We start from the raw sequence: 21,311 nt of genomic DNA on the forward strand, positions 1-21,311 counted from the left end.
ATGACCATCCCCCGCCGTTTCACCGGCGACACCCTGGTGATCGCCAGCCACAACGCTGGCAAGGTCCGCGAGATCGCGGAGCTGCTTGGCCCCTACGCGGCGCGTTTCACCACGGCGGGGGCGCTGGGCCTGCCGGAACCGGAAGAGACCGGCGACAGCTTCGTCGCCAACGCCGAGTTGAAGGCGCGGGCGGCGGCGGCGGCCGGTCACGTCGCGCTCGCCGACGACAGCGGTCTGGTGGTTCCGGCGCTGAACGGCGATCCCGGCATCTACTCCGCCCGCTGGGCCGGACCGACCAAGGATTTCGCCCTGGCGATGCGCAAGGTGGAGGATGGGCTGGTCGGCCAGACAGACCGTTCCGCCTATTTCGTCTGCGCCCTGTCGCTCGCCTGGCCCGACGGCCATGTCGAAACGGTGGAGGGCCGCTGCTATGGCACGCTGGTGTGGCCGCCGCAGGGGCTGCACGGCTTCGGCTATGACCCGATGTTCCGCCCCGATGGCCACAGCCTGACCTTTGGCGAGATGGACCCGGCGGCCAAGCACGCGATGAGCCACCGCGCCGACGCCTTCGCCCAGTTGGTGGAGCGGTGTTTCCGGTGATCCCGTCTTCAGGCCAAACGGACGTTGCCCACCCGGGCGATCCCCATCCGGATCCGGGCTTTGCCGTGTATGTCCATTGGCCGTTCTGCAAGTCGAAATGCCCCTATTGCGACTTCAACAGCCATGTGCGCGAGCGGGTGGACCATGACCGTTGGCGCGCCGCGCTGCTGCGGGAGCTGGACCATTACGCCGACCAGACTGCCGGACGGCGTGTCACCTCCGTGTTTTTCGGCGGCGGCACGCCGTCGCTGATGGACCCTGCGACGGTCGGCGCGGTGATCGACCGCATCGCCCAGCGCTGGACGGTCGCCGACGGGCTGGAAATCACGCTGGAAGCGAACCCGACCTCGGTCGAGGCCGACAAGTTCCGCGCCTTCCGCACCGCCGGGGTCAACCGGGTGTCGCTGGGCATCCAGGCGTTGGACGACACGGCGCTGCGCTTTCTCGGCCGTCAGCACAGCGCGACGGAGGCCACCGGGGCCATTGCCCTGGCCGCCCGGATCTTCGACCGCTTTTCCTTCGATCTGATCTACGCCCGCCCCGGTCAGAGCGTCGCCGCCTGGGAAGCCGAGTTGACGCAAGCGCTCGACCACGCCGTCGGCCATCTCTCGGTCTATCAATTGACCATCGAGGAGGGGACGGCCTTTTTCCCCCTGCACGCGCGCGGCGATCTGGTGTTGCCGGACGAGGATCTGGCCGGTGATCTCTACGAGGCCACCCAAAGCCTGCTGGGCCGCGCCGGGCTGCCCGCCTATGAGGTGTCGAACCACGCCCGCCCGGGCGAGGAAAGCCGCCACAACCTGACCTATTGGCGCTACGGCGACTACATCGGCGTCGGGCCGGGCGCGCATGGCCGCCTGACCCTGGACGGCGCGAAGGTCGCCACCCGCGCCCACCGCGCCCCGGAAATCTGGATGGAGCGGGTGGAGCGCGACGGCCATGGGGCCGCCACGCCCGATCCCATCGACCGCAGCGCCCGCGCCACCGAATTGCTGATGATGGGCCTGCGCCTGACCGAAGGCGTGCCGCTGGCCCGGTTGGCCGAGGAAGGCGGGCGGGATCCGGCCGATCTTCTGGACGCCGACGCGCTCAAGCGCCTGACCGATGGCGGGTTCCTGACCATCGACCACGCCACCCTGCGCGCCACCCACGAGGGGCGGCAGCGCCTGAACGCGGTGTTGGCCGCCTTGCTGGCCTGACCAGCAGAGTCCCCGTCAGCAGCAAAAGCCGTCAAACCAGACCGGAGCCACCCCCCATGCGCATCACCCCGATTCGCATCACCCCCATGCGTATCACCATGGTTGTCGCCGCCGCCGCCAATGGCGTGATCGGCAAGGATGGCGGTCTGCCCTGGGTTCTGCCCAGCGACCTGAAGCGGTTCAAAGAGGTGACGATGGGCAAACCGATCCTGATGGGCCGCAAGACCTGGGAATCGCTGCCCCGCCGCCCGCTGCCCGGACGCGACAATCTGGTCGTGAGCCGCCAAGTCATCAGCCACCAACCCAGCGCAGCGGGGGAGGGCGCGGAGATGGAGGGGGCGCTCTGGTTCTCCGGCCCGGATCCGGCCATCGCCTGGGCCGAACAGGCCGGGCGGGAGGAATTGTGCGTGATCGGCGGCGCGGACCTCTTCGCGGCGGTGTTGCCGCGCGCCACCCACCTGCGTCTGACCCTCATCGACCAGGAGATCGACGGCGACACCCGTTTGCCACCGTTGGGCGACGAGTGGACCGACCGCTGGGTGAGCGCGCCGCAGAGCGAAAACGGTCTGACCTTCCGATACATCGACCGCGAGCGCGGTTGACGCAAGCGGGGCACGCTCATTCCGCAAGCGACTCCACAACCGATGACCGTTCAGCCCTCGCCACCCAAGCGGTGCAGCACGTCGTCGAGCTGGTCCAGGGTTTGGTAATGGATGGTGATGGTCCCGCGTTGGCCCTGCGGGTTGATCGCCACCTTCAGACCGATGCGGGCGGAAATTTCCTCCTCCAGCGTCAGCAGATTGACGTCCTTCATCGCCGGGGCCTTGGCGGCGGATCCGGCCTCGCCCTTGCGGGCCTTGGGCTGATCGCCGCGCATCAAATCTTCGGTCTGGCGGACATTCAGGCCGCGTGACACCACCTCGCGCGCGACCGCCACCGGATCCGGGGCGGTCAGCAGGGCGCGGGCGTGACCGGCGCTCAACGCGCCGTCCTGGACCATGCCCTTGACCGGGTCGGGCAGGGCGAGCAGGCGGATCATGTTGGCCACATGGCTGCGGCTCTTGCCCAACGCGCGGGCCAGATCCTCTTGCGTGTGGTCGAACTCGTCCATCAGGCGGCGGTAGCCCTCCGCCTCTTCCAGCGGGGTCAGATCCTGGCGCTGGATGTTTTCGATCAGGGCGATTTCCAGCGCCTCGCGGTCGCTGAAATCGCGGATGATGACCGGAACCTCGTGCAGGCCGACGATTTGCGCCGCCCGCCACCGGCGTTCCCCGGCGATCAGCTCATAGGCGTTGCTGGAGTCGCCGTCGCGGCGGACGAGCAGGGGTTGCAGAATGCCCTTGTCGCGGATCGACTCGACCAGCCCCTGGATGGCTTCCTCATCGAACTTCCGGCGCGGCTGGTATTTGCCGGGATGGACGAACTCGATCGGCACCTGCTTGGACTGGCGCGCCTTGTCGAGCGCGGAGTAATCCTCCGTCACCTCGCCGAAGAGGGCGGACAGGCCACGGCCGAGGCTGGCGCGGCGCGCGCCCCCACCATCCATACGCTTGGCGTCGTCGATCATGCGCACAGCCTCTTTTCCCGGCGCAGCACTTCGCCCGCCAAATGGATGTATGCCTGCGATCCGGGGCAACGCATGTCATAGATCAGCACCGGTTTGCCGTGCGACGGCGCTTCGGAAACCTTGACGTTGCGCGGGATCACCGTGTCGTAAACCTTTTCACCAAAAAAGCCGCGCACGTCGGCGGCCACCATGTCCGACAGATTGTTGCGCTTGTCGAACATGGTCAACACCACCCCGTGAATGTCGAGGTTGGGGTTGAAGGCGCGCTTCACCCGTTCGATGGTGCGGACCAGATGACTCAAGCCTTCCAGCGCGTAGAACTCGCACTGCAACGGGACCATGACGGCGTGGGAGGCGACCAGCGCGTTCAGCGTCAGCAACCCCAGCGCGGGCGGGCAATCGATCAGGACGTAATCATACTCCAGCGCGCTGTTCGCCACCGCTTCGCGCAGGCGGAATTCGCGGCGCTCCGCCCCGACCAACTCGATCTCCGCACCCGACAGATCGACCGAGGACGTGATGATCGACAGGTTGGGAACGGCGGATTCAATCGCCGCGTCTTCCAACGGCACGTTGTCGAACAGCACGTCGTAAATGCCGACGCGCCGGTCCGAACGGGGAATCCCCAGCCCGGTGGACGCGTTGCCTTGGGGGTCGAGGTCGATGACCAGCACCCGCTTGCCAATGACGGCGAGCGCGGTGGCCAGATTGATGGTCGTCGTCGTCTTGCCAACGCCACCCTTCTGGTTCGCAATGGCGACCACGCGGGCGGGGGCGGTGAGGACGTCGGACATGGCAGCCTCTCGGGAAGCCTCAGGACAGGAAAGCGATGGCATCGCGGGGACTCAGACCGCCGCGATGCCGCTCAAACGCACGATGGTTCCGGTGGGGTCGCTGCGGCTGTCGAAGCGTTCGACCCGCATCGTCCACGCCTTGGCGGCGGCGCTCAACTCCTCGTCCAGCGCCTGGCCCTTCAGAAACAGGCCGACTCGTTGCGGCCCCATCAACGGAACCCCCCAGGCCAGCAGATCGGCGACCGGAGCCAAGGCGCGGGCGGTGACAACATCCGCCGCCAGCCCTGTTACCGTTTCGATCCGCTTGTTGTGAACCGTCACGCTGGTCCCCGTCACCCGCGCGGCTTCGCGCAGGAAGGCGGCCTTGCGGGAGTCGCTTTCGACCAGTTGCACCTCCGGCACGCCCAGGATCGCCAGCACCAAACCAGGGAACCCGGCCCCGCTGCCCAGATCGACCAGCACGCGGGCCGGATCCGGCAACAGGGGAAGGAGTTGGGCAGAATCAAGGAAATGCCGCCGCCACAGATCGGGCAGGGTGGAGGGGCCGACCAGGTTGATCTTGGGCTGCCACTTGCGCAGCACCGCTTCATAGGCGGTCAGCCGGTCGAGTGTTTCACGTGAAACACCGGTGGCCTCCTGGAACGCCGACGCGTCTAACACCGCCATCACTCAGCCGCCTGCGCGTCGCGCCGCTTCACGTGGCGCAGCAACGACACCAGCGCCGCCGGGGTCATGCCGGGAATCCGCGCCGCCGCGCCCAAGGTGGCCGGGCGGGACTGACGCAGCTTCTGCCGGATTTCAGCCGACAGGCTGCCGATGCCGTCCACGTCCAAATCCTCGGGCAAGGCCAAAGACTCGTCCTTGCGGAAGGCGCGGATGTCAGCCTCCTGCCGCCCGAGATACCCGGCGTATTTGCCGTCAATCTCCAACTGCTCGCCAATCTCCGGGCTGATCTCCGCCAGTTCCGGCCACAGCCGGGCCAGCACCGACAGGTCAATGTCCGGGTAGCGCAGCAGATCCGCCGCGCTGCGCCGCACGCCATCCTGATTGACCGTCACCCCTTGCCGGGCCAGTTCGACCGGAGTGGCCTGGAGCGCGTGGACCAAGGCACGACCCGCTTGCAAGGCCGCGTCCTTGGCGGCGAAGGCGTCGCGGCGCTGCGACCCGACACAGCCGATGGCGATGCCCTTCGCGGTCAAACGCTGGTCGGCGTTGTCGGCGCGCAGCAACAACCGGTATTCGGCGCGCGAGGTGAACATGCGGTACGGCTCGTTGGTGCCGCGCCCGGTCAAATCGTCGATCAGCACGCCGATGTAGGCGTCGGCGCGGTCGAGCACGAAGCCGTCCTGCGAGCCACCCGCCACCAACGCGGCGTTGATGCCCGCCATCAGCCCTTGCGCCGCCGCTTCCTCGTACCCCGTGGTCCCGTTGATCTGTCCGGCCAGGAACAGGCGCGGCGCGCGACGGGTTTCCAGCGTCGGTTTCAGCTCGCGCGGATCGACGTAATCATACTCGATGGCGTAGCCGGGTCGGATCATCACCGTGCGTTCCAAACCGGGCATGCTTTTCAGAATGCCAAGCTGGACGTCGCGGGGCAGGGAGGTCGAAATCCCGTTCGGGTAGACGGTGGGATCGTCCAGCCCCTCCGGCTCCAGGAAAATCTGATGACGCTCCTTGTCGGCGAAGCGCACCACCTTGTCCTCAATGGACGGGCAATAGCGCGGGCCGGTCCCGGTGATCTGGCCGGAATACATCGGCGCGCGGTGCAGGTTGGCGCGGATCAGCGCGTGGGCTTCCGGCGTCGTCCAGGTGATGGCGCAATCGATCTGCGGCGTATCGATCCGCTCGGTCAGATAGGAGAAGGGCGGTGGCGGCAGATCGCCCGGCTGCTTTTCCAGCGCGTCCCAATCGATGGTCCGCCCGTCCAAACGCGGCGGGGTCCCGGTCTTCAAGCGGCCAAGGGGAAAGCCCAAACGCGCGAGCGTGTCCGACAACCCAAGCGAGGGGGCCTCGCCAACCCGGCCCGCCGGGGTGCGTTCCTCGCCGATGTGGATCAGGCCGCGCAGGAAGGTTCCGGTCGTCAGCACCACGGCCCCGGCGGCGATGCGCTCGCCCGATCCGGTGACAACCCCGGTGATGCGCCCGTTGGCGTCCACGATCAGGTCTTCCGCCCCGCCGGGCGCCAGAGTCAGGTTCGCCTGTTCGGCCAGCAGGCTCTGCATCGCCTGCCGGTACAGCTTGCGGTCGGCCTGGGCGCGGGGGCCACGGACCGCCGGTCCCTTGCTGCGGTTCAGGATGCGGAATTGAATGCCGCCCCGGTCGATGGCCTTGGCCATCACGCCGTCGAGCGCGTCGATCTCCCGCACCAGATGGCCCTTGGCCAAACCGCCGATGGCGGGGTTGCAGGACATCTCGCCGATGGTTTCGATTTTGTGGGTCAGCAGCAGGGTGCGCGCGCCCATGCGCGCCGCAGCCGCAGCCGCTTCACAGCCGGCGTGACCGCCGCCGACAACGATGACATCAAAGCTTTGCATGGCCGCGACCATACCCGAAGCCATCGCCGTCGCCAAGGGGATCTCCCGAACGTCAATGGGATCTCCCGTGACATCGCCCGTTCCACGCACCGGAAGGGGCGATGTTTCACGTGAAACACCGTCCATCCCGACGGCGGTCAAAGGGTGGTCACACACCGATGCTCATTTGCCGATGCAGAAATCGCGGAAGATGATGTCCAACAGATCCTCCACATCGACCCGCCCGGTGATGCGGCCCAGCGCCCGGCTGGCAAGGCGGACATCCTCCGCCGCCAGTTCCGGCAACGGCGCGGTCAAGGCACGGTCGAGCGCGACCCGGCATTCCTCCAACGCCGCGCGGTGACGGGCGCGGGTCAAGGACGGGGCGCTGCCCACCGCCAGACGGTCGGCGCTAAACGTCGTTAAACGCTCCTCCAGATCGCGCAGGCCGGTGCCGCTGCGCGCCGACAGCAGGACCGGAACCGCACCCGCGATGGTCGGCGGGGCAACCGCCGCCATGTCCGGACAGGCGTCGATCTTGTTGAGAACGACCACGGTGTCGCCGTCGATCAGGGCGATGGTGGTGGGGTCGAGGTCGGGCAGGGCGGTGGCGTCGAACACCGCCACCTTCACATCCGCCCGCGCCGCGCGGTCACGGGCGCGGCGGATGCCTTCCTCCTCCACCTCATCGGCGGCGGCCTCGCGCAGGCCCGCCGTGTCGGCCAGCACCACCGGATAGCCCCCCACATCCAACTGCACCTCGATCACGTCGCGGGTGGTTCCGGCGCGGGCGGAGACGATGGCGGCGTCGCGCCGGGCCAGCGCGTTCAGCAGGCTGGATTTGCCCGCGTTCGGCGCGCCGACGATGGCGATGTGCAGCCCCTCGCGCAGACGCTCGCCGCGCCCGCCGTCGTTCAGATGCGCGGCGATCTCCGCCCGCAAGGTCTCGATCACCGGGCGCACGGCGTCGGAGACACCGCCCGGCAAATCCTCGTCGGCGAAATCGATGTCGGCTTCGAGATGGGCGAGCGCGCGGGTCAGGCGGTCGCGCCAACCGTCGTAGAGACGCCCCAGCGCGCCGTCCATCTGGCGCAGCGCCTGCCGCCGCTGGGCGGTGGTTTCCGCGTCAATCAGGTCGGCGACGGCCTCGGCCTCCGTCAGGTCGAGCTTGCCATGTTCGAAGGCCCGCCGGGTGAACTCGCCCGGTTCGGCCAAGCGCAGGCCGGGCCGCTCGGCCAAGGCGGCGATCACCCCGGCCACCACCGCCCGACCACCATGGAGGTGGAGTTCCACCACATCCTCCCCAGTGAAGCTGGCGGGGGCGACGAAACGCAGCGCCAGCGCGTCGTCCAGCGGATCGCCGGTCGCCGGATCGCGCAACGTCACCAGCGCGGCGCGGCGCGGTTCGGGCAGGGGGCGGGTGGTCAGGGCGGCCAGCGTCGCGGCGGCGTCCGGCCCCGAAACGCGAACCACCGCCACACCGGAACGTCCGGGGGCGGTGGCGAGCGCGAAGATCGTCGCGGTCATGTCGGTGTCACGGTCATCGGTTCGATCGGTTCCGGCTCATCCCCGCTGGTCCGGCCGCAGCTCCCGCTGCTCGGTGGTCAGCATCAGACGGTCGACGCGGCCCCCTTCGACCAGATGGGTTTGCAGGATGGCGTCCACATCCGCCGTCGTGCGGTAGGTGTACCAGACGCCCTCCGGGTAGACGACCAGCGTCGGCCCCAGCTCGCATCGGTCCAGGCAGCCGGCGGCGTTGACGCGCACCCGCGCGTCCAGCCCCAATTCACGGGCACGCACCTTCATATAGTCGCGCAGCTTTTCCGATCCTTCCGCCGCACAGCTTCCCCGCTTGTGCCCGTCCGGGCGGCGGTTGGTGCAGCAAAACACATGGGCTTCGAAATAGGGCTTCGGGTCGCTCACTTTCGTCCTTCCTGTCCAAGGGCCGTGGCCATCTGGGTCCAAAACATCTTCTGAAACTGCTCCACACCCTGAATCCCGGCGGGCAGCCAGGTCTTGAGCATGGTGTCGGGGTCCATCGCCTGGAGATTGGCGCTCATCCGCTCCTGAATCTCCCGCATCATCGCGTCCTGCATCGGTTTGACATCGGGAAGACCCAGGAAATGCCGGGCCTCCTCCGGGGTGCAATCGATGTCGATGGTGATCTTCATGCCCGCCCCCTGTCCGTGTCCGCGCCGGTGGCGGCGCGGCGGTTGCGCTTATTCGCGCAACAGAATTTTTAGGGTTGAGCGCCGAAACGGCTCATGCCCCACTATACAGATAGGATGCACTGGCGCAACGCCACCCCCGCACCACCTTATGGGCACCGCCTTCACCCATCGCCCGCATCAGGCCCAAACCGCCGGAACCCCGCCATGACCGCCAATCTGCTGGCCCGCGAAACCAGCCCCTACCTGTTGCAGCACCAGGACAACCCGGTCCATTGGATGCCCTGGGGGCCGGAGGCCTTCGCCCGCGCGCGCGCCGAAAACAAGCCGGTCCTGCTGTCCATCGGCTACGCCGCCTGCCATTGGTGCCACGTGATGGCGCATGAAAGCTTCGAGGATCCGGCCATCGCCGCCCTGATGAACGAGCTGTTCGTCAGCATCAAGGTGGACCGGGAGGAGCGGCCGGATCTGGACCAGATTTACCAATCGGCCCTGGCGATGCTGGGCCAGCAGGGCGGCTGGCCCCTGACCATGTTCCTGACCGCCGACGCCGACCCCTTTTGGGGCGGAACCTATTTCCCGCCGACCGCGCGCTATGGCCGCGCCAGCTTCCCCGACGTGCTGCGTGGCGTGGCCGACAGCTATGGCCGGGAAGCGGACAAGGTCGCCCGCAACGTCACCGCCCTGAAATCGGCCTTGGGCCGCCTGTCGGAAAACCGCTCCGGTGGGCCGCTCGATCCCTTGGCCATCGACTCCATCGCCGCGCGCCTGCTGCACGAGGTTGATCCGATCCATGGCGGCGTCGGCAGCGCGCCGAAATTCCCGCAGGTCCCGCTGTTCGAACTGCTGTGGCGGGCCTGGCAGCGCACCGGGCGCGACGCCTACCGCGAGGCGGTTCTGAACACCCTGACCAATATGGCCCAGGGCGGCATCTACGACCATCTCGGCGGCGGCTTCGCCCGTTATTCGACCGATGAGCGGTGGCTCGCCCCGCATTTCGAAAAGATGCTGTACGACAACGCCGCCTTGCTCGACCTGATGACCCTGGTCTGGCAGGAAACCCGCAGCCCGTTGTTCGAGGCGCGCATCCGCGAAACCGTCGGCTGGCTGCTGCGCGAGATGGTGGCCGAGGGCGGTGGTTTCGCCGCCACGCTCGACGCCGACAGCGAGGGGGAAGAGGGCCGCTTCTACGTCTGGGACGCGGCGGAGATCGACCTGCTGCTGGGGGCGGACGCCGCGCTGTTCAGCCGTGTCTACGACGTGTCGCCGCGCGGCAATTGGGAAGGGACCACCATCCTGAACCGGCTGGGCGCGCAGGACCTGTTGGACGACGCGACCGAGGCGACGCTCGCCACCGCCCGCGCCACGCTGCTGCGCGCCCGCGACGGCCGGGTGCGGCCCGGCTGGGACGACAAGGTGTTGACCGACTGGAACGGGCTGATGATCGCCGCGCTGACCAACGCCGGTTTGGCGCTGGACGAACCGGATTGGATCGCGGCGGCGGGCCGCGCCTTCGCCTTCGTCCGCGATCATCTGGGGCAGGGCGACCGCCTGCGCCACAGTTGGCGCAACGGGCAGGCCAAGCACGCCGGGATGCTCGACGATTACACCGCGATGGCGCGCGCCGCGTTGACCCTGTTCGAGGCGACCGGCGATCCCGCCCTGTTGACGCAAGCGCGGGTGTGGGTCGATGCGGTGGAGGCGCATTTCTGGGACGCCAAGGACGGCGGCTGCTTCTTCACCGCCGACGACGCCGAAGGGCTGATCGTGCGCAGCAAGAGCGCCTACGACAACGCCACCCCGAACGGCAACGGCCTGCTGCTGGGCGTGCTGGCGACCCTGCACAGCCTGACCGGGGAGGCGCGGTACCGCGACCGGGCCGACGCGCTCGTCGCCGCCTTTTCCGGCGAGGCGGCGCGCAACGTCTTCCCGCTGCCGACCTTCCTCAACGCGGTGGAGCGGCTGCACCGACCGGTGCAGATCGTCATCGTCGGCGCGCCGGACGGGGCCGACACCCAGGCGCTGCGCCGCGCCGCTCTGGGCTGCTCGCTGCCCAACCGCATTCTGACCCTGCTGCCGCCGGGGACGGATCTGCCCGCCGGACACCCGGCCCAGGGCAAGACCCTGCGCGACGGAGCCGCCGCCGCCTATGTCTGCGTCGGGGCCAGCTGCTCGGCCCCGGTGACGGTGGCGGCGGATCTGGTCGACACGCTCACCCACCGCCACGCCTGACAATCCCCACGCCCGACTCACGAGGCCCTCCCATGCCCAGCCGGATCATCGACAGCCCGCTTGGACCCCTGCGCCTGAAGACCGACGGACAGGCCCTGGTCGCGCTCGATTGGTGGAGCACCCCGCCGGAGGGGGCCGACGCCGGGGATGGCGGTGATCCGTTGCTGGAGGAGACGGCCCGGCAGTTGGACGCCTATTTCGCCGGGCGGCTGCACCGCTTCGACATCCCGGTCGATCCGGCGGGCACGCCGTTCCGGCGGCGGGTGTGGGATCTGATGCTGACCATCCCCTATGGCGAGGCGGCGACCTATGGCGGCATGGCCAAGGCGTTGGCCAGCGGACCGCGCGCCGTCGGCGGGGCCTGCGGGGCGAACCCGATCCCGATCATCATCCCCTGCCACCGCGTGCTCGCCAGCGGCGGCGCGCCCGGCGGCTATTCCGGCTTCGGCGGGTTGGACACCAAGGCGTTCCTGCTGGGTTTGGAGCGCCGCCACACCCCCGCGCGCACCGAAACCGCCGCCGTGCCGGGCCGCGAAAACGCGCTGTTGTAACCACCCTTTCCGCTTCACCCACGACACGAAGGATTGACGACGATCATGGTTCACGCCATCCGCATCCACGAACACGGCGGGCCGGAGGTTTTGCGCTGGGACAGCGTCGAGGTGGGCGATCCCGGCCCGGGTCAGGCCCGGATCCGTCAGACGGCGGTCGGGCTGAACTACATCGACACCTATCACCGCTCCGGTGCCTACAAGCTGCCGGTGCTGCCCGCCACGCTGGGGACCGCCGCCACCGGTGTGGTTGAGGCGGTCGGGCCGGACGTCACCACGGTCAAGGTGGGCGACCGGGTCGGCTACGCCATGCTGATCGGGGCCTACGCCGAAGCCCGGCTGGTCCCGGCCGACCGGCTGGTCGTGCTGCCCGATGGCGCGGACGATGCCTCGATCGCCGCCATGCTGTTGCAAGGGCTGACCGTGCAATATCTGGTGCGCTCCACCTACGCCGTGCAGCCGGGCGACACCATTCTGGTGCAGGCGGCGGCGGGCGGGGTCGGGTTGCTGCTGTGCGAATGGGCCAAGCATCTGGGGGCCACCGTCATCGGCACCGTCAGCACGGCGGACAAGGCCGAACTGGCCAAGGCCCATGGCTGCGACCACACCATCCTGTACACGCAGGAGGATTTCGTCGCCCGGGTGAAGGAGTTGACCGACGGCAAGGGCGTGCCGGTCGTTTATGACGGCGTCGGCAAGACCACCTTCCTCAAGGGGCTGGACGTGCTGCGCCCGCGCGGTCTGATGGTGCTGTTCGGTGCCGCGTCGGGCGCGCCCGATCCGCTCGATCTCGGCGTGCTGGCGGCCAAAGGGTCGCTTTACGTCACCCGTCCGACCCTGGCCACCTACATCGCCGCGCGGGCGGATCTGGTGGCGTCCGCCGCCGATCTGTTCGGGACGATGGCGGCGGGCGGGTTGACCGTCACCGTCGGCCAGAGCTTTGCCCTGCGCGACGCCGCCGACGCCCATCGGGCGCTGGAAGGCCGGGCCACCACCGGATCGACGGCCCTGATTCCGTAAGCGTCGCGGCCAACGTCGCCCCGGATCCGGCAGCGCTCCACCGGATCCGGGGCGGCCTCAGCCCCCGTCCATCACGTCATCACCCGCCCGGCGCAGCCAATCGAGCAGCGCCGACGCCCGGCCTGACAGCGGATCCGGCGACAGCAGGTGATAGGCCGATCCATCGGCGACAAAGCCCAACGGTGCCGCGAGGATGCCGCTCGCCACCTCGTCGCGCACCAATTGCCAGGGGCCGATGGCCACACCCAGCCCGGCGGCGGCGGCCTGAAGGCTGAAATAGAAATGATCGAAGCTCTGGGACGGGGCGGGGGGCGACGGCTCCACCAAACCGACCGCCGCGAGCCAGTGCGACCACGCCGCCGGACGGGTCCGGCTGTGCAGACGCGGAGCGTTCGCGCGCAGGCGGGCGGATCCGTCCGGGCCATGATCGAAAAAGTCACCAACACGGTCGGCGCGGCAGACCAGTCCGACCCGCTCCGCAAACAGCCGGTGGGCGTGCAGCGCGGCGGGCCATTGGAAATCGTCGCGGCGGATCGCCAGATCGACGCCGTTGCCCAACAGCACCGGGCCACCGCCCGCCGTCAGATGGATAACGCAGTCGGGCTGTTCGGCCTGAAAGGCGGGCAGGCGGGGGATCAACCAGCGCATCAACAGGGTGGGTTCGCAGGACAGCGTCAGCGGCGCTGCGCGGGCGTTGCGCCGGATCCGGTCGGTGGCCGCCGCGATGGTGCGCAGCCCGTCGCGAACGGCGGCGGCCAGATCGCGCCCGGCCTCCGTCAGCACGACCCGGCGGTTGCGCCGTTCGAACAGCGCCACGCCGACATCCTCCTCCAACGCGCGCACCGCCCGGCTGACCGCGCCGTGGGTCAGATGCAGGGCGTCGGCGGCTTGGCTGAAGCTTTCCAACCGCGCCGCCATCTCGAAACAGCGCAGCGCCCCCAGCGGCGGCAAGCGCGCCGCCCCGATGGGGCTGGCGTCGATCTGTGAGTTCGGCTCACCCATTCCGTCAGAAACCATCGTTATTCCGCTGCGCGCAAACCGGGTATCCCGGCGTGACCCTCACCCATTGGAGACACGCCGATCATGACAGAGCTTTTCACCGTCATCACCATCACCCTGCTGGCGGTCATCAGCCCCGGCCCCGATTTCGCCATGGTGTCGCGCAACAGCCTGCTGCTGTCGCGCCGCGCCGGGCTGCTCACCGCGCTGGGCATCGGCGGTGGGGTGCTGGTGCATGTGGCCTACACGCTGATGGGCATCGGTCTGGTGATCCAGAACTCGATCCTGCTGTTCAACGGGCTGAAGCTGGTGGGGGCGGCCTACCTCATTTGGCTGGGCCTGCGCATGCTGATGCAGACACCCGCCGAGGCGACCGAGTCCACCACGCCCGCCGCGCTGTCCGATGGGCAGGCGCTGCGGGTCGGTTTTCTCACCAACGCGCTGAACCCGAAAACGACGGTGTTCATCGTCAGCCTGTTCTTGCAGGTGGTCGAGCCGACGACGGGCTGGGCGGTGCAGATCGGTTACGGCCTGTTCATCGCCGCCGCGCACATCCTGTGGTTCGCCCTGGTCGCCCTGGTGCTGTCCGCCGACGGGGTGCGCCAGCGGGTGTTGATGATCCGCCCCTGGATCGACCGCAGCTTTGGCGCGCTGCTGGTCGGCTTCGGGGTGACGCTGGGGGTCAGCGGCCTGTCGAAATGATCACGAGAAGCTGATCAGGACTCGGCCAGCCACAGCGGGTTTTTCAGCTTCTTCAGCAGCTCGGCGTGGGCGGCCAATTCCTCGGGGCTGGCGGTGAAGGGGCGGGGGTCGCGGTGGGGGCGTTCGATCCGCGCCACCGGCACGCCCGTCGCCGACACCGGGCCACCGGCCAGAGCCAAGCCGGCCTGACGCCCGCCCAGCAATTCCAGATAGACATCGGCCAGAAGCTGGGCGTCGATCAACGCGCCGTGAAGCGACCGGTTGGTGTTGTCGATGCCAAAGCGTTTGCACAGCGCGTCCAGGCTGGCGGGCGATCCGGGAAACTTCTGCCGCGCCATGATCAGCGTGTCGATGGCGCGGTCCTTTGGCATCGTCGGGTATCCGGCGATCTTCAGTTCCCAGTTCAGGAACGTCATGTCAAAGGCGGCGTTGTGGATGACCAGCGGCGAATCGCCGATGAAGGCAACGAAATCGGCGACGATGTCGTTGAACACCGGCTTGTCGGCCAGAAACTCCGCGCTCAGGCCGTGAACGGCGAAGGCCTCCGGCGGCATGTCGCGTTCGGGGTTGATGTAGACGTGGAACCGCTCGCCGGTCGAAACATGGTTGATGAGTTCGATGCAGCCGATTTCGACCAGCCGATGGCCTTCTTCCGGCTTGAAGCCCGTGGTTTCGGTGTCGAGAACGATTTCGCGCATGGCATCACTCTGAAAAAGGAACGGCCCAAAAGCGGGCCGGGATCACACGGGGGCGTAGCCGCGCGGCGGCCAGCGACGGCCCGGCCGCCCCTTCACCACCCGCAATGCCCGCGCCAGGGCGCGCCGCGTCGTGAGGCGTCCGGCCCCGCTGGGGATCACCCAATCGGCCCGCCGTCGTTTTTCCACGTCCGGAGTCTGGCGGGCAAGGATTCCGGCGAATTTCTCCGCCGTCATGCCGGGACGGGCCAACACGCGGGATGTTTGCACGCGCAAGGGGGCCGACACCACCAAAACCGCGTCCACCCGCTTGTCACCGTGGGTTTCGAACAGCAGGGGAATGTCGAGCACCGCCACCCGCACCCGCCGCCGCGCCGCCCGCGCCAGAAAGCGGCGCTGCGCCGCCTGCACCATCGGGTGCAGGATCGCTTCCAGCCGGGCCAAAGCGGGCGGGTTGCCGAACACCGCCGCGCCCAAGGCCCGCCGGTCCACCGCACCCTCCACCACCGCGCCGGGAAAGGCCGCCGCGATGGCCGGGACTGCTGTTCCGCCCTTGGCGAGCAGGCCATGGACCAGCCGGTCGGAATCGCAGACTGGCGCGCCCATCGCCGCCAGCATCTTAGCCGCCGTGCTCTTGCCCATGCCGATGGATCCGGTCAGCCCCAGGACGAACATCGGCCCGTCAACCTTCCAGGACGAAGCGGGTCAGATCCGGCGTGACCTGCGGCTCCACCCCGAACCACGCCTGGAAACCGGGGCGGGCCTGATGCAGCAGCATGCCGATCCCATCGACCACCGGGTTGCCGCGCGCCCTGGCCGCCGCCAGCAACGGGGTTTCCAACGGCGCATAGACGATGTCGTTGACCAAGGCCGACACGGGCAGGGCGTCCAGCCGCAGATCCAACGGCGGTTGCCCGGCCATGCCCTGCGTCGTCGTGTTGACCAGAAGCCCGGCCCCGTCGAGCGCGGTTTCACGTGAAACCCAATCCACCACGGTGACGCGCCCGGTGGTGGCCGGATCTGACCCCAAACCAGCACCCGGATCCGCACCCAGATCCGCCGCCAACTCTTCCGCGCGTGCCGCCGTGCGGTTGATGAGCCGGACCTCCGGCGCGCCCGCGTCGAGCAGCGCGACGACAACCGCGCGCGCGGCCCCACCGGCCCCAACCACCACGGCGGGACCGCGCTCGGCGCTCCAATCCGGGCAACCGGCCTTCACATTTTCCAGAAAGCCAAAGCCATCGGTGTTGCCGCCGACCAGCGCGCCATCCTCGTCCACCACGATGGTGTTGACCGCCCCCATCCGCCGCGCCACCGGATCAAGCAGGTCCACGGTGCGAAAGGCGATCTCCTTCAGCGGCACGGTGACGTTGCAACCGCGAAAGCCCAGGGCGGGCAGGGCGCGGATCGCCTGTTCGGCCCGGTCGGGCGCGACGGCCAACGGCACATAGGCCCCATCGATGCCATACTGCGCCAGCCAATAACCGTGCAGGCGGGGGGAGCGCGAATGACCGATCGGCCAGCCCATCACCCCGGCCAGCTTCGCCTTGCCCGTGATCATCACCCGGTTCGTCACCGTGGTCGTCATTCCGTTCCCACTCCATGCACGCGCAGAAATCCCAGCAGGGGCAACAGGGGCAGCCCCAGAATGGTGAAGAAATCCCCCTCCACCTTCTGGAACAGCTGCGCCCCCAGACCTTCCAACTGATAGGCCCCGACCGACTGCGTCACCTCGTCACCGACCGCGTCGAGATAGCCGTCAAGAAAGGCGTCGGAGAAGCGGCGCATCGTCAGGCGCGCGCGGTCGATCTTGTGCCAGATCCGCTCCCCGTCGCGCACGATCACCGCGCAACTGACCAGCTGGTGCGTCTTGCCGCGCAGCGCCAGAAGCTGGGCGCGGGCCGACTCCCGGTCGGTCGGCTTGTCAAACCAGACGCCGTCGCACTCCAGCATCTGGTCGGCCCCGATCACCAACGCGCCGGGGTGGCGGCGGGTGACGCGTTGGGCCTTCAATTCGGCGAGCGCCTCGGCCACCGCGTCGGCCCCGACGCCTTCGGCCTTGCCGGCAAGCTTCACCTCCTCTTCGTCCACCAGCGGCTTGTCGAGGATGGGGCGCAGACCGACCCGTTCCAGCATCAGCGCGCGCGTGCGCGAGCCGGAGGCCAGGACCAGATCCGGCGCGTGCGCCTCGCTCCCAATCATCCCGGTCATGGCAGGGTTCCATCGGGCTTGCTGCCGTCGGGCAACAGGCCGCTGCTCTGCCGCCGAGCCAGCAGCATCATGATTTCCGCCGCCGTCTCCTCGATGGAGCGGCGCGACACGTCGATCACCGGCCATTTTCGGCGGCTGAACAGGCGGCGCGCCTCCGTCACCTCGTTGCGGACGATCTCGGGATCGACGTAGGTGGAGGTTTCGCCCTGGTTCAGCAGCTTCAGCCGGTTGCGGCGGATCTGGACCAAACGGTCGGGGTCCTTGGTCAAACCGACGATCAAGGGCTTGGTCAACAGATCGACCTCGGCGGGCAGGCTGGTGCCGGGAACCAGCGGGATGTTTGCCGCCTTGATGCCCCGGTTGGCCAGATAGATGCAGGTCGGGGTCTTGGAGGTGCGCGACACGCCGATCAGCACGACGTCGGCCTCGTGCAGATCCCAATTGGATTGGCCGTCGTCGTGCGACAGGGCGAAATCCACCGCGTCGATGCGGCTGAAATATTCGGCGTCCAACACATGCTGGCGGCCCGGTTGGCGTTGGGATTCCACGCCAAGATAGGCGGCGAGCGCGTTGATGAGCGGGTCGAGCACCGGGATGCAGGGGACCTGAACCTCTCGGCAGAACTCCTGAAGCCTGCGGCGCAACGTCTCATCCACCAGGGTGAACATCACCAGCCCGGGATTCTCGCGGATCGCCTCCAGAACAAGGTCAAGCTGCCGATCGGTGCGCACCAGATTCCAGAAATGCTCGACCGGCCGCACCGCGTCGAACTGGATCACGCAGGCGCGCGCCACGCTGTTGATTGTTTCCCCCGTGGCGTCCGACACGAGATGTAGGTGGAACTGTTTCATCCGTCCTCAACATGCTGTGGAGAAAACGGCTGTTTTTGTGGACAACCGGATCCGCCCTCGTTCCATCCCGAATGGGGGACTCCCCATCCCCGTTCGGACCCCCCGGCGAACAAGTCGGCCGACCGGTTCGCGACCTGGGAGAATCCTGGGTTCATCCCCATGTTATCCACGGGACTCCCGTGGTTCCAGCTATAGCATTTCCGCCATTTCCGGCGGTAGCCCTCCGATTCATCCACAGGATCGCGCACAGGCCGGATCCGGGGTCCGGATCTGTGGATGAATCCGGTGATGACGGGGATTACCGTTATCCACAGGCATCCTCTACCTCTACTTCCTTTCCAAACCTAAAAAGAATAATGAATGGGTTTGTGAGAAACCCGATCAGGAAGCGTGCCGCCTTGTCCGTGACCACCCCCGCCCGCAAGCCGATGCTCGCCGCCCTCGCCGGTGAGGCGCGCGCCCGTCCGCCCTTCTGGCTGATGCGTCAGGCCGGTCGTTACCTGCCCGAATACCGCGAGCTGCGGGCCAAGGCGGGCAGCTTCCTCGACCTGTGCTACAACCCTGACTTCGCGGTCGAGGTCACGTTGCAGCCGCTGCGCCGTTACGGCATGGACGCCGCCATCCTGTTTTCCGACATTCTGGTGGTTCCCCACGCGCTGGGCCAGCCGCTGGCCTATCTGGAAGGCGAGGGGCCGAAGCTGGACCCGATCCGCAACGTGGCGGAGCTGTCGCGCCTGTCGAAGGACCGCTTTCACCAGACGCTTGCCCCGGTCTATGAGACGCTGCGCCGCCTGACCACCGCCATCCCCGATCAAACCACGCTCATCGGCTTTGCGGGCGCGCCCTGGACCATCGCCTGCTACATGGTGGAGGGGGGTGGCTCCAAGGAGTACGCCCACGTCAAGCGCTGGGCCTACGGCGATCCGGAGGGGTTCGCCCGTCTGATCGATCTGCTGGTCGAGGTGACGGCGGATTACCTCTGCGCCCAGATCGAGGCCGGGGCGGAAACCGTCCAGCTCTTCGACAGCTGGGCCGGGGTGTTGCCGATCGGTCCCTTCCGCCGCTGGGTCATCGAGCCGACGCGGCGGATCGTCGCGCTGGTCAAGGCCCGTCACCCCAACACGCCGATCATCGGCTTCCCGCGCGGGGCGGGCCACGCCTATGAGGATTATGTCGCCGACAGCGGTGTGGACGCCGTCGGCCTGGACACCACGGTGTCGCCCCTGTGGGCGGCGCGCAACCTGCAAACCCGCCTGCCGGTTCAAGGCAACCTGGACCCGATCATGCTGGCCGCCGGTGGCAAGGCCCTGGCCGCCGCGACCGACGAGATCCTGGAGGCTTTCGCCAACCGGCCCTTCATCTTCAACCTGGGCCATGGCGTGATCCAGACCACCCCGCCGGAGCATGTGGCGGATCTGGCCCGGCAACTGCGCCGTTGGCCGGAACGGGGCTGATCGGCGCGGCGGGATCGCATCAAGTCTTTGGTCGAAAAGCGCAAGAGGGGGCTGGACAGGGGCGGGGGAAGACCCCAGTTTAGCGAACCATGTCCACGCCCTCCGCTTCTCCGCGACGCACCGCCGTCGTGCTGTTCAACCTCGGCGGCCCTGACGCTCCCGAGGCGGTGCGCCCGTTCCTGTTCAACCTGTTCGCCGATCCGGCGATCATCCGGGTTCCCAACCCCTTCCGCTTTCTGATCGCCAGCCTGATTTCCGGGCGGCGGGCAAAACCGGCGGCGGCGATCTACGCGCAGCTTGGCGGGAAATCGCCGCTGCTGGAGAACACCGAGGATCAGGCCCGCGCGCTGGAACAGACCCTGACCGGGGCGGGGGTGGAGGCGCGGGTTTTCATCGCCATGCGCTATTGGCACCCGATGAGCGCCGAAACGGCGGCCAAGGTGAAGGAATACGACCCGGATCTGGTCGTGCTGCTGCCGCTCTACCCGCAATTCTCCACCACGACCACGGCGTCCAGCTTCAAGGCGTGGGACGAGGCGGCGCGCACGGTCGGGCTGATCGCGCCGACGAAACGCCTGTGCTGCTACCCGACCCAGACCGGCTTCATCGACGCGATGGCCGACCAGATCCGCCCGCTCTACGAAGCGGCGTCGGCGCACGGGACCCCGCGCGTGCTGTTCTCCGCCCATGGCCTGCCGAAAAAGGTCGTGACCGGCGGCGATCCCTATCAGTGGCAGTGCGAACGGACGGCGGAATCCATCGCCGCCGCGCTGGGGGTGGAGCATCTCGACTGGGTCAACTGCTACCAGAGCCGCGTCGGCCCGATGGAGTGGATCGGCCCCAGCACCGACGCGGAGATCAAGCGCGCCGGACAGGATGGCGTGCCGGTGCTGGTCGTGCCGATGGCCTTCGTGTCGGAGCATTCCGAAACGCTGGTCGAAATCGAGGTCGAATACCGTCATTTGGCCAAGGAAGCCGGGGTTCCGCACTTCACCCGCGTGCCGACGGTGGGCGTCAACCCGGTGTTCATCCAGGGGCTGGCTGGGTTGGTTCAACACAGCGTCGCGGCCAAGACCGCCTTGTGCAGCCACAGCGGCGGCCGGATCTGCCCGTCCAGCTTCTCCGGCTGTCCGCACGCTGGACGCTGATCACGGGCGCTGACCGGTCCGCCAGGGCAAACCACCAAACCGGCGAGCCATCACACACGAGCACAAACGGGGGATTTCGGTGCTGTATCTGTGGATCAAGGCGTTGCACGTCATCAGCGTCATCGCGTGGATGGCCGGACTGCTCTATCTGCCGCGCCTGTTCGTCTACCACACCCAGGCCGCCCCCGGATCCGAGGCGTCGGAGACCTTCAAGGTGATGGAACGCCGTCTGCTGCGCGCCATCATGAACCCGGCGATGATCGCCTCCTACCTGTTCGGCGCGACCATGATCGCGCTCGACCCGTCGATCTTCAAGCAGGGGGGATGGCTCCACGCCAAGCTGCTGTTCGTGGCCCTGCTGACCGTCAGCCACATGCTGATGGCGCGGTGGCGGCGCGAGTTCGCCGAGGACCGCAACCAGCGGCCCCAGCGCTTCTACCGCATCGCCAACGAGGTGCCGACGCTGCTGATGATCGGCATCGTGATCTTTGTCATCGTCAAGCCCTTCTGATCCGGCCATCCCAGCGCCGCCCGGCTTGCTGCCGGGCCGGGGTGTGTAAAGGGCTGGTTGTCGGACCGCTTTCGTTTGACTTGACGCGGTCCTTCC

At 68.0% G+C, this 21,311-nt stretch carries 23 protein-coding genes; 10 read left to right on the plus strand and 13 right to left on the minus strand.

Annotation, left to right across the window (positions count from 1 at the left end):
- From rdgB to EJ903_RS07400, 3 genes are read left to right on the plus strand one after another with little or no spacing between them, the layout of a single operon-like run.
- Positions 1-600 (plus strand): RdgB/HAM1 family non-canonical purine NTP pyrophosphatase, encoded by a 600-nt coding sequence (gene rdgB / locus EJ903_RS07390; RefSeq protein WP_126613668.1) that lies wholly within the window; start codon positions 1-3, stop codon positions 598-600.
- Entirely contained in the window at positions 600-1,799 is a 1,200-nt protein-coding gene (hemW, locus tag EJ903_RS07395) for a radical SAM family heme chaperone HemW (RefSeq protein ID WP_126613975.1), read from the plus strand. The genes rdgB and hemW overlap by 1 nt, the downstream gene beginning before the upstream one ends.
- 56 nt (positions 1,800-1,855) lie before the next feature.
- Positions 1,856-2,401 carry a dihydrofolate reductase gene (locus EJ903_RS07400; RefSeq protein WP_246015315.1) on the plus strand — a complete coding sequence of 182 codons (546 nt, stop codon included), beginning with the start codon at positions 1,856-1,858 and terminating at the stop codon, positions 2,399-2,401.
- Positions 2,402-2,451: 50 nt separating this feature from the next.
- Here EJ903_RS07400 and EJ903_RS07405 read toward each other — a convergent pair whose 3' ends face one another.
- The 7 genes from EJ903_RS07405 to EJ903_RS07435 all read right to left on the minus strand — a co-directional run bounded on the left by EJ903_RS07405 (position 2,452) and on the right by EJ903_RS07435 (position 8,844).
- On the minus strand, positions 2,452-3,366 hold the full coding sequence (locus EJ903_RS07405; RefSeq protein WP_126613670.1) for a ParB/RepB/Spo0J family partition protein: 915 nt from the start codon (positions 3,364-3,366) through the stop codon (positions 2,452-2,454).
- Positions 3,363-4,160, minus strand: a complete 798-nt coding sequence (locus tag EJ903_RS07410) for a ParA family protein (protein WP_126613673.1) — start codon at positions 4,158-4,160, stop codon at positions 3,363-3,365. The genes EJ903_RS07405 and EJ903_RS07410 overlap by 4 nt, the downstream gene beginning before the upstream one ends.
- Before the next feature lie 51 nt (positions 4,161-4,211).
- Positions 4,212-4,826, minus strand: a complete 615-nt coding sequence (gene rsmG / locus EJ903_RS07415) for a 16S rRNA (guanine(527)-N(7))-methyltransferase RsmG (protein ID WP_126613675.1) — start codon at positions 4,824-4,826, stop codon at positions 4,212-4,214.
- The gene (gene mnmG / locus EJ903_RS07420; RefSeq protein ID WP_126613677.1) at positions 4,826-6,706 is read right to left on the minus strand and encodes a tRNA uridine-5-carboxymethylaminomethyl(34) synthesis enzyme MnmG; all 1,881 of its coding nucleotides are present in this window, start codon (positions 6,704-6,706) and stop codon (positions 4,826-4,828) included. Before mnmG ends, rsmG begins: the two co-directional genes overlap by 1 nt.
- Before the next feature lie 150 nt (positions 6,707-6,856).
- Positions 6,857-8,200, minus strand: coding sequence for a tRNA uridine-5-carboxymethylaminomethyl(34) synthesis GTPase MnmE (gene mnmE, locus EJ903_RS07425; RefSeq protein ID WP_126613679.1), 1,344 nt, complete (start codon positions 8,198-8,200; stop codon positions 6,857-6,859).
- 36 nt (positions 8,201-8,236) lie between these two features.
- Positions 8,237-8,596, minus strand: coding sequence for a (2Fe-2S) ferredoxin domain-containing protein (locus EJ903_RS07430; RefSeq protein ID WP_126613680.1), 360 nt, complete (start codon positions 8,594-8,596; stop codon positions 8,237-8,239).
- The gene (locus tag EJ903_RS07435; RefSeq protein ID WP_126613682.1) at positions 8,593-8,844 is read right to left on the minus strand and encodes a DUF6489 family protein; all 252 of its coding nucleotides are present in this window, start codon (positions 8,842-8,844) and stop codon (positions 8,593-8,595) included. The genes EJ903_RS07430 and EJ903_RS07435 overlap by 4 nt, the downstream gene beginning before the upstream one ends.
- A gap of 204 nt (positions 8,845-9,048) precedes the next feature.
- Between EJ903_RS07435 and EJ903_RS07440 the strand changes: the two genes are divergently transcribed.
- From EJ903_RS07440 to EJ903_RS07450, 3 genes are read left to right on the plus strand one after another with little or no spacing between them, the layout of a single operon-like run.
- Entirely contained in the window at positions 9,049-11,073 is a 2,025-nt protein-coding gene (locus EJ903_RS07440) for a thioredoxin domain-containing protein (RefSeq protein WP_126613684.1), read from the plus strand.
- Between the two features lie 32 nt (positions 11,074-11,105).
- Positions 11,106-11,624, plus strand: a complete 519-nt coding sequence (locus tag EJ903_RS07445; protein WP_126613686.1) for a methylated-DNA--[protein]-cysteine S-methyltransferase — start codon at positions 11,106-11,108, stop codon at positions 11,622-11,624.
- A 45-nt stretch (positions 11,625-11,669) separates the two neighbouring features.
- Positions 11,670-12,644: a quinone oxidoreductase family protein gene (locus EJ903_RS07450; protein ID WP_126613688.1), complete on the plus strand. Its 975-nt coding sequence runs from the start codon at positions 11,670-11,672 to the stop codon at positions 12,642-12,644.
- Positions 12,645-12,701: 57 nt separating this feature from the next.
- On the opposite strand, the gene EJ903_RS07455 is transcribed toward EJ903_RS07450, so the two are convergent.
- Positions 12,702-13,646 (minus strand): LysR substrate-binding domain-containing protein, encoded by a 945-nt coding sequence (locus EJ903_RS07455; protein ID WP_210211397.1) that lies wholly within the window; start codon positions 13,644-13,646, stop codon positions 12,702-12,704.
- An 81-nt stretch (positions 13,647-13,727) separates the two neighbouring features.
- Here EJ903_RS07455 and EJ903_RS07460 point away from each other — a divergent pair, with 81 nt between their 5' ends.
- On the plus strand, positions 13,728-14,345 hold the full coding sequence (locus EJ903_RS07460; RefSeq protein WP_126613692.1) for a LysE family transporter: 618 nt from the start codon (positions 13,728-13,730) through the stop codon (positions 14,343-14,345).
- 14 nt (positions 14,346-14,359) lie between these two features.
- Here the strand turns inward: EJ903_RS07460 and dnaQ are convergent, their stop codons facing one another.
- The 5 genes from dnaQ to EJ903_RS07485 are packed head-to-tail and all read right to left on the minus strand — an operon-like array spanning position 14,360 to position 18,102.
- Positions 14,360-15,043 (minus strand): DNA polymerase III subunit epsilon, encoded by a 684-nt coding sequence (gene dnaQ / locus EJ903_RS07465; protein ID WP_126613694.1) that lies wholly within the window; start codon positions 15,041-15,043, stop codon positions 14,360-14,362.
- A gap of 42 nt (positions 15,044-15,085) precedes the next feature.
- On the minus strand, positions 15,086-15,715 hold the full coding sequence (coaE, locus tag EJ903_RS07470; protein ID WP_126613696.1) for a dephospho-CoA kinase: 630 nt from the start codon (positions 15,713-15,715) through the stop codon (positions 15,086-15,088).
- Positions 15,716-15,722: 7 nt separating this feature from the next.
- Positions 15,723-16,628 (minus strand): shikimate dehydrogenase, encoded by a 906-nt coding sequence (locus tag EJ903_RS07475; RefSeq protein WP_246015317.1) that lies wholly within the window; start codon positions 16,626-16,628, stop codon positions 15,723-15,725.
- Positions 16,625-17,251, minus strand: coding sequence for a Maf family protein (locus EJ903_RS07480; protein WP_246015319.1), 627 nt, complete (start codon positions 17,249-17,251; stop codon positions 16,625-16,627). Before EJ903_RS07480 ends, EJ903_RS07475 begins: the two co-directional genes overlap by 4 nt.
- The gene (locus EJ903_RS07485) at positions 17,248-18,102 is read right to left on the minus strand and encodes a pyruvate, water dikinase regulatory protein (protein WP_126613698.1); all 855 of its coding nucleotides are present in this window, start codon (positions 18,100-18,102) and stop codon (positions 17,248-17,250) included. Before EJ903_RS07485 ends, EJ903_RS07480 begins: the two co-directional genes overlap by 4 nt.
- 428 nt (positions 18,103-18,530) lie before the next feature.
- On the opposite strand from EJ903_RS07485, the gene hemE reads away from it, so the two are divergent.
- The 3 genes from hemE (at position 18,531) to hemJ (ending at position 21,215) form a co-directional block, all read left to right on the plus strand.
- Entirely contained in the window at positions 18,531-19,556 is a 1,026-nt protein-coding gene (hemE, locus tag EJ903_RS07490; protein ID WP_126613983.1) for a uroporphyrinogen decarboxylase, read from the plus strand.
- A gap of 89 nt (positions 19,557-19,645) precedes the next feature.
- Positions 19,646-20,704, plus strand: coding sequence for a ferrochelatase (gene hemH / locus EJ903_RS07495; protein ID WP_126613700.1), 1,059 nt, complete (start codon positions 19,646-19,648; stop codon positions 20,702-20,704).
- 79 nt (positions 20,705-20,783) lie between these two features.
- Entirely contained in the window at positions 20,784-21,215 is a 432-nt protein-coding gene (gene hemJ, locus EJ903_RS07500) for a protoporphyrinogen oxidase HemJ (protein ID WP_126613702.1), read from the plus strand.
- The last annotated feature ends 96 nt before the right edge of the window (positions 21,216-21,311 follow it).

The sequence above is a fragment of the Azospirillum griseum genome, from assembly GCF_003966125.1.
In the GTDB taxonomy this organism is placed as follows: domain Bacteria; phylum Pseudomonadota; class Alphaproteobacteria; order Azospirillales; family Azospirillaceae; genus Azospirillum; species Azospirillum griseum.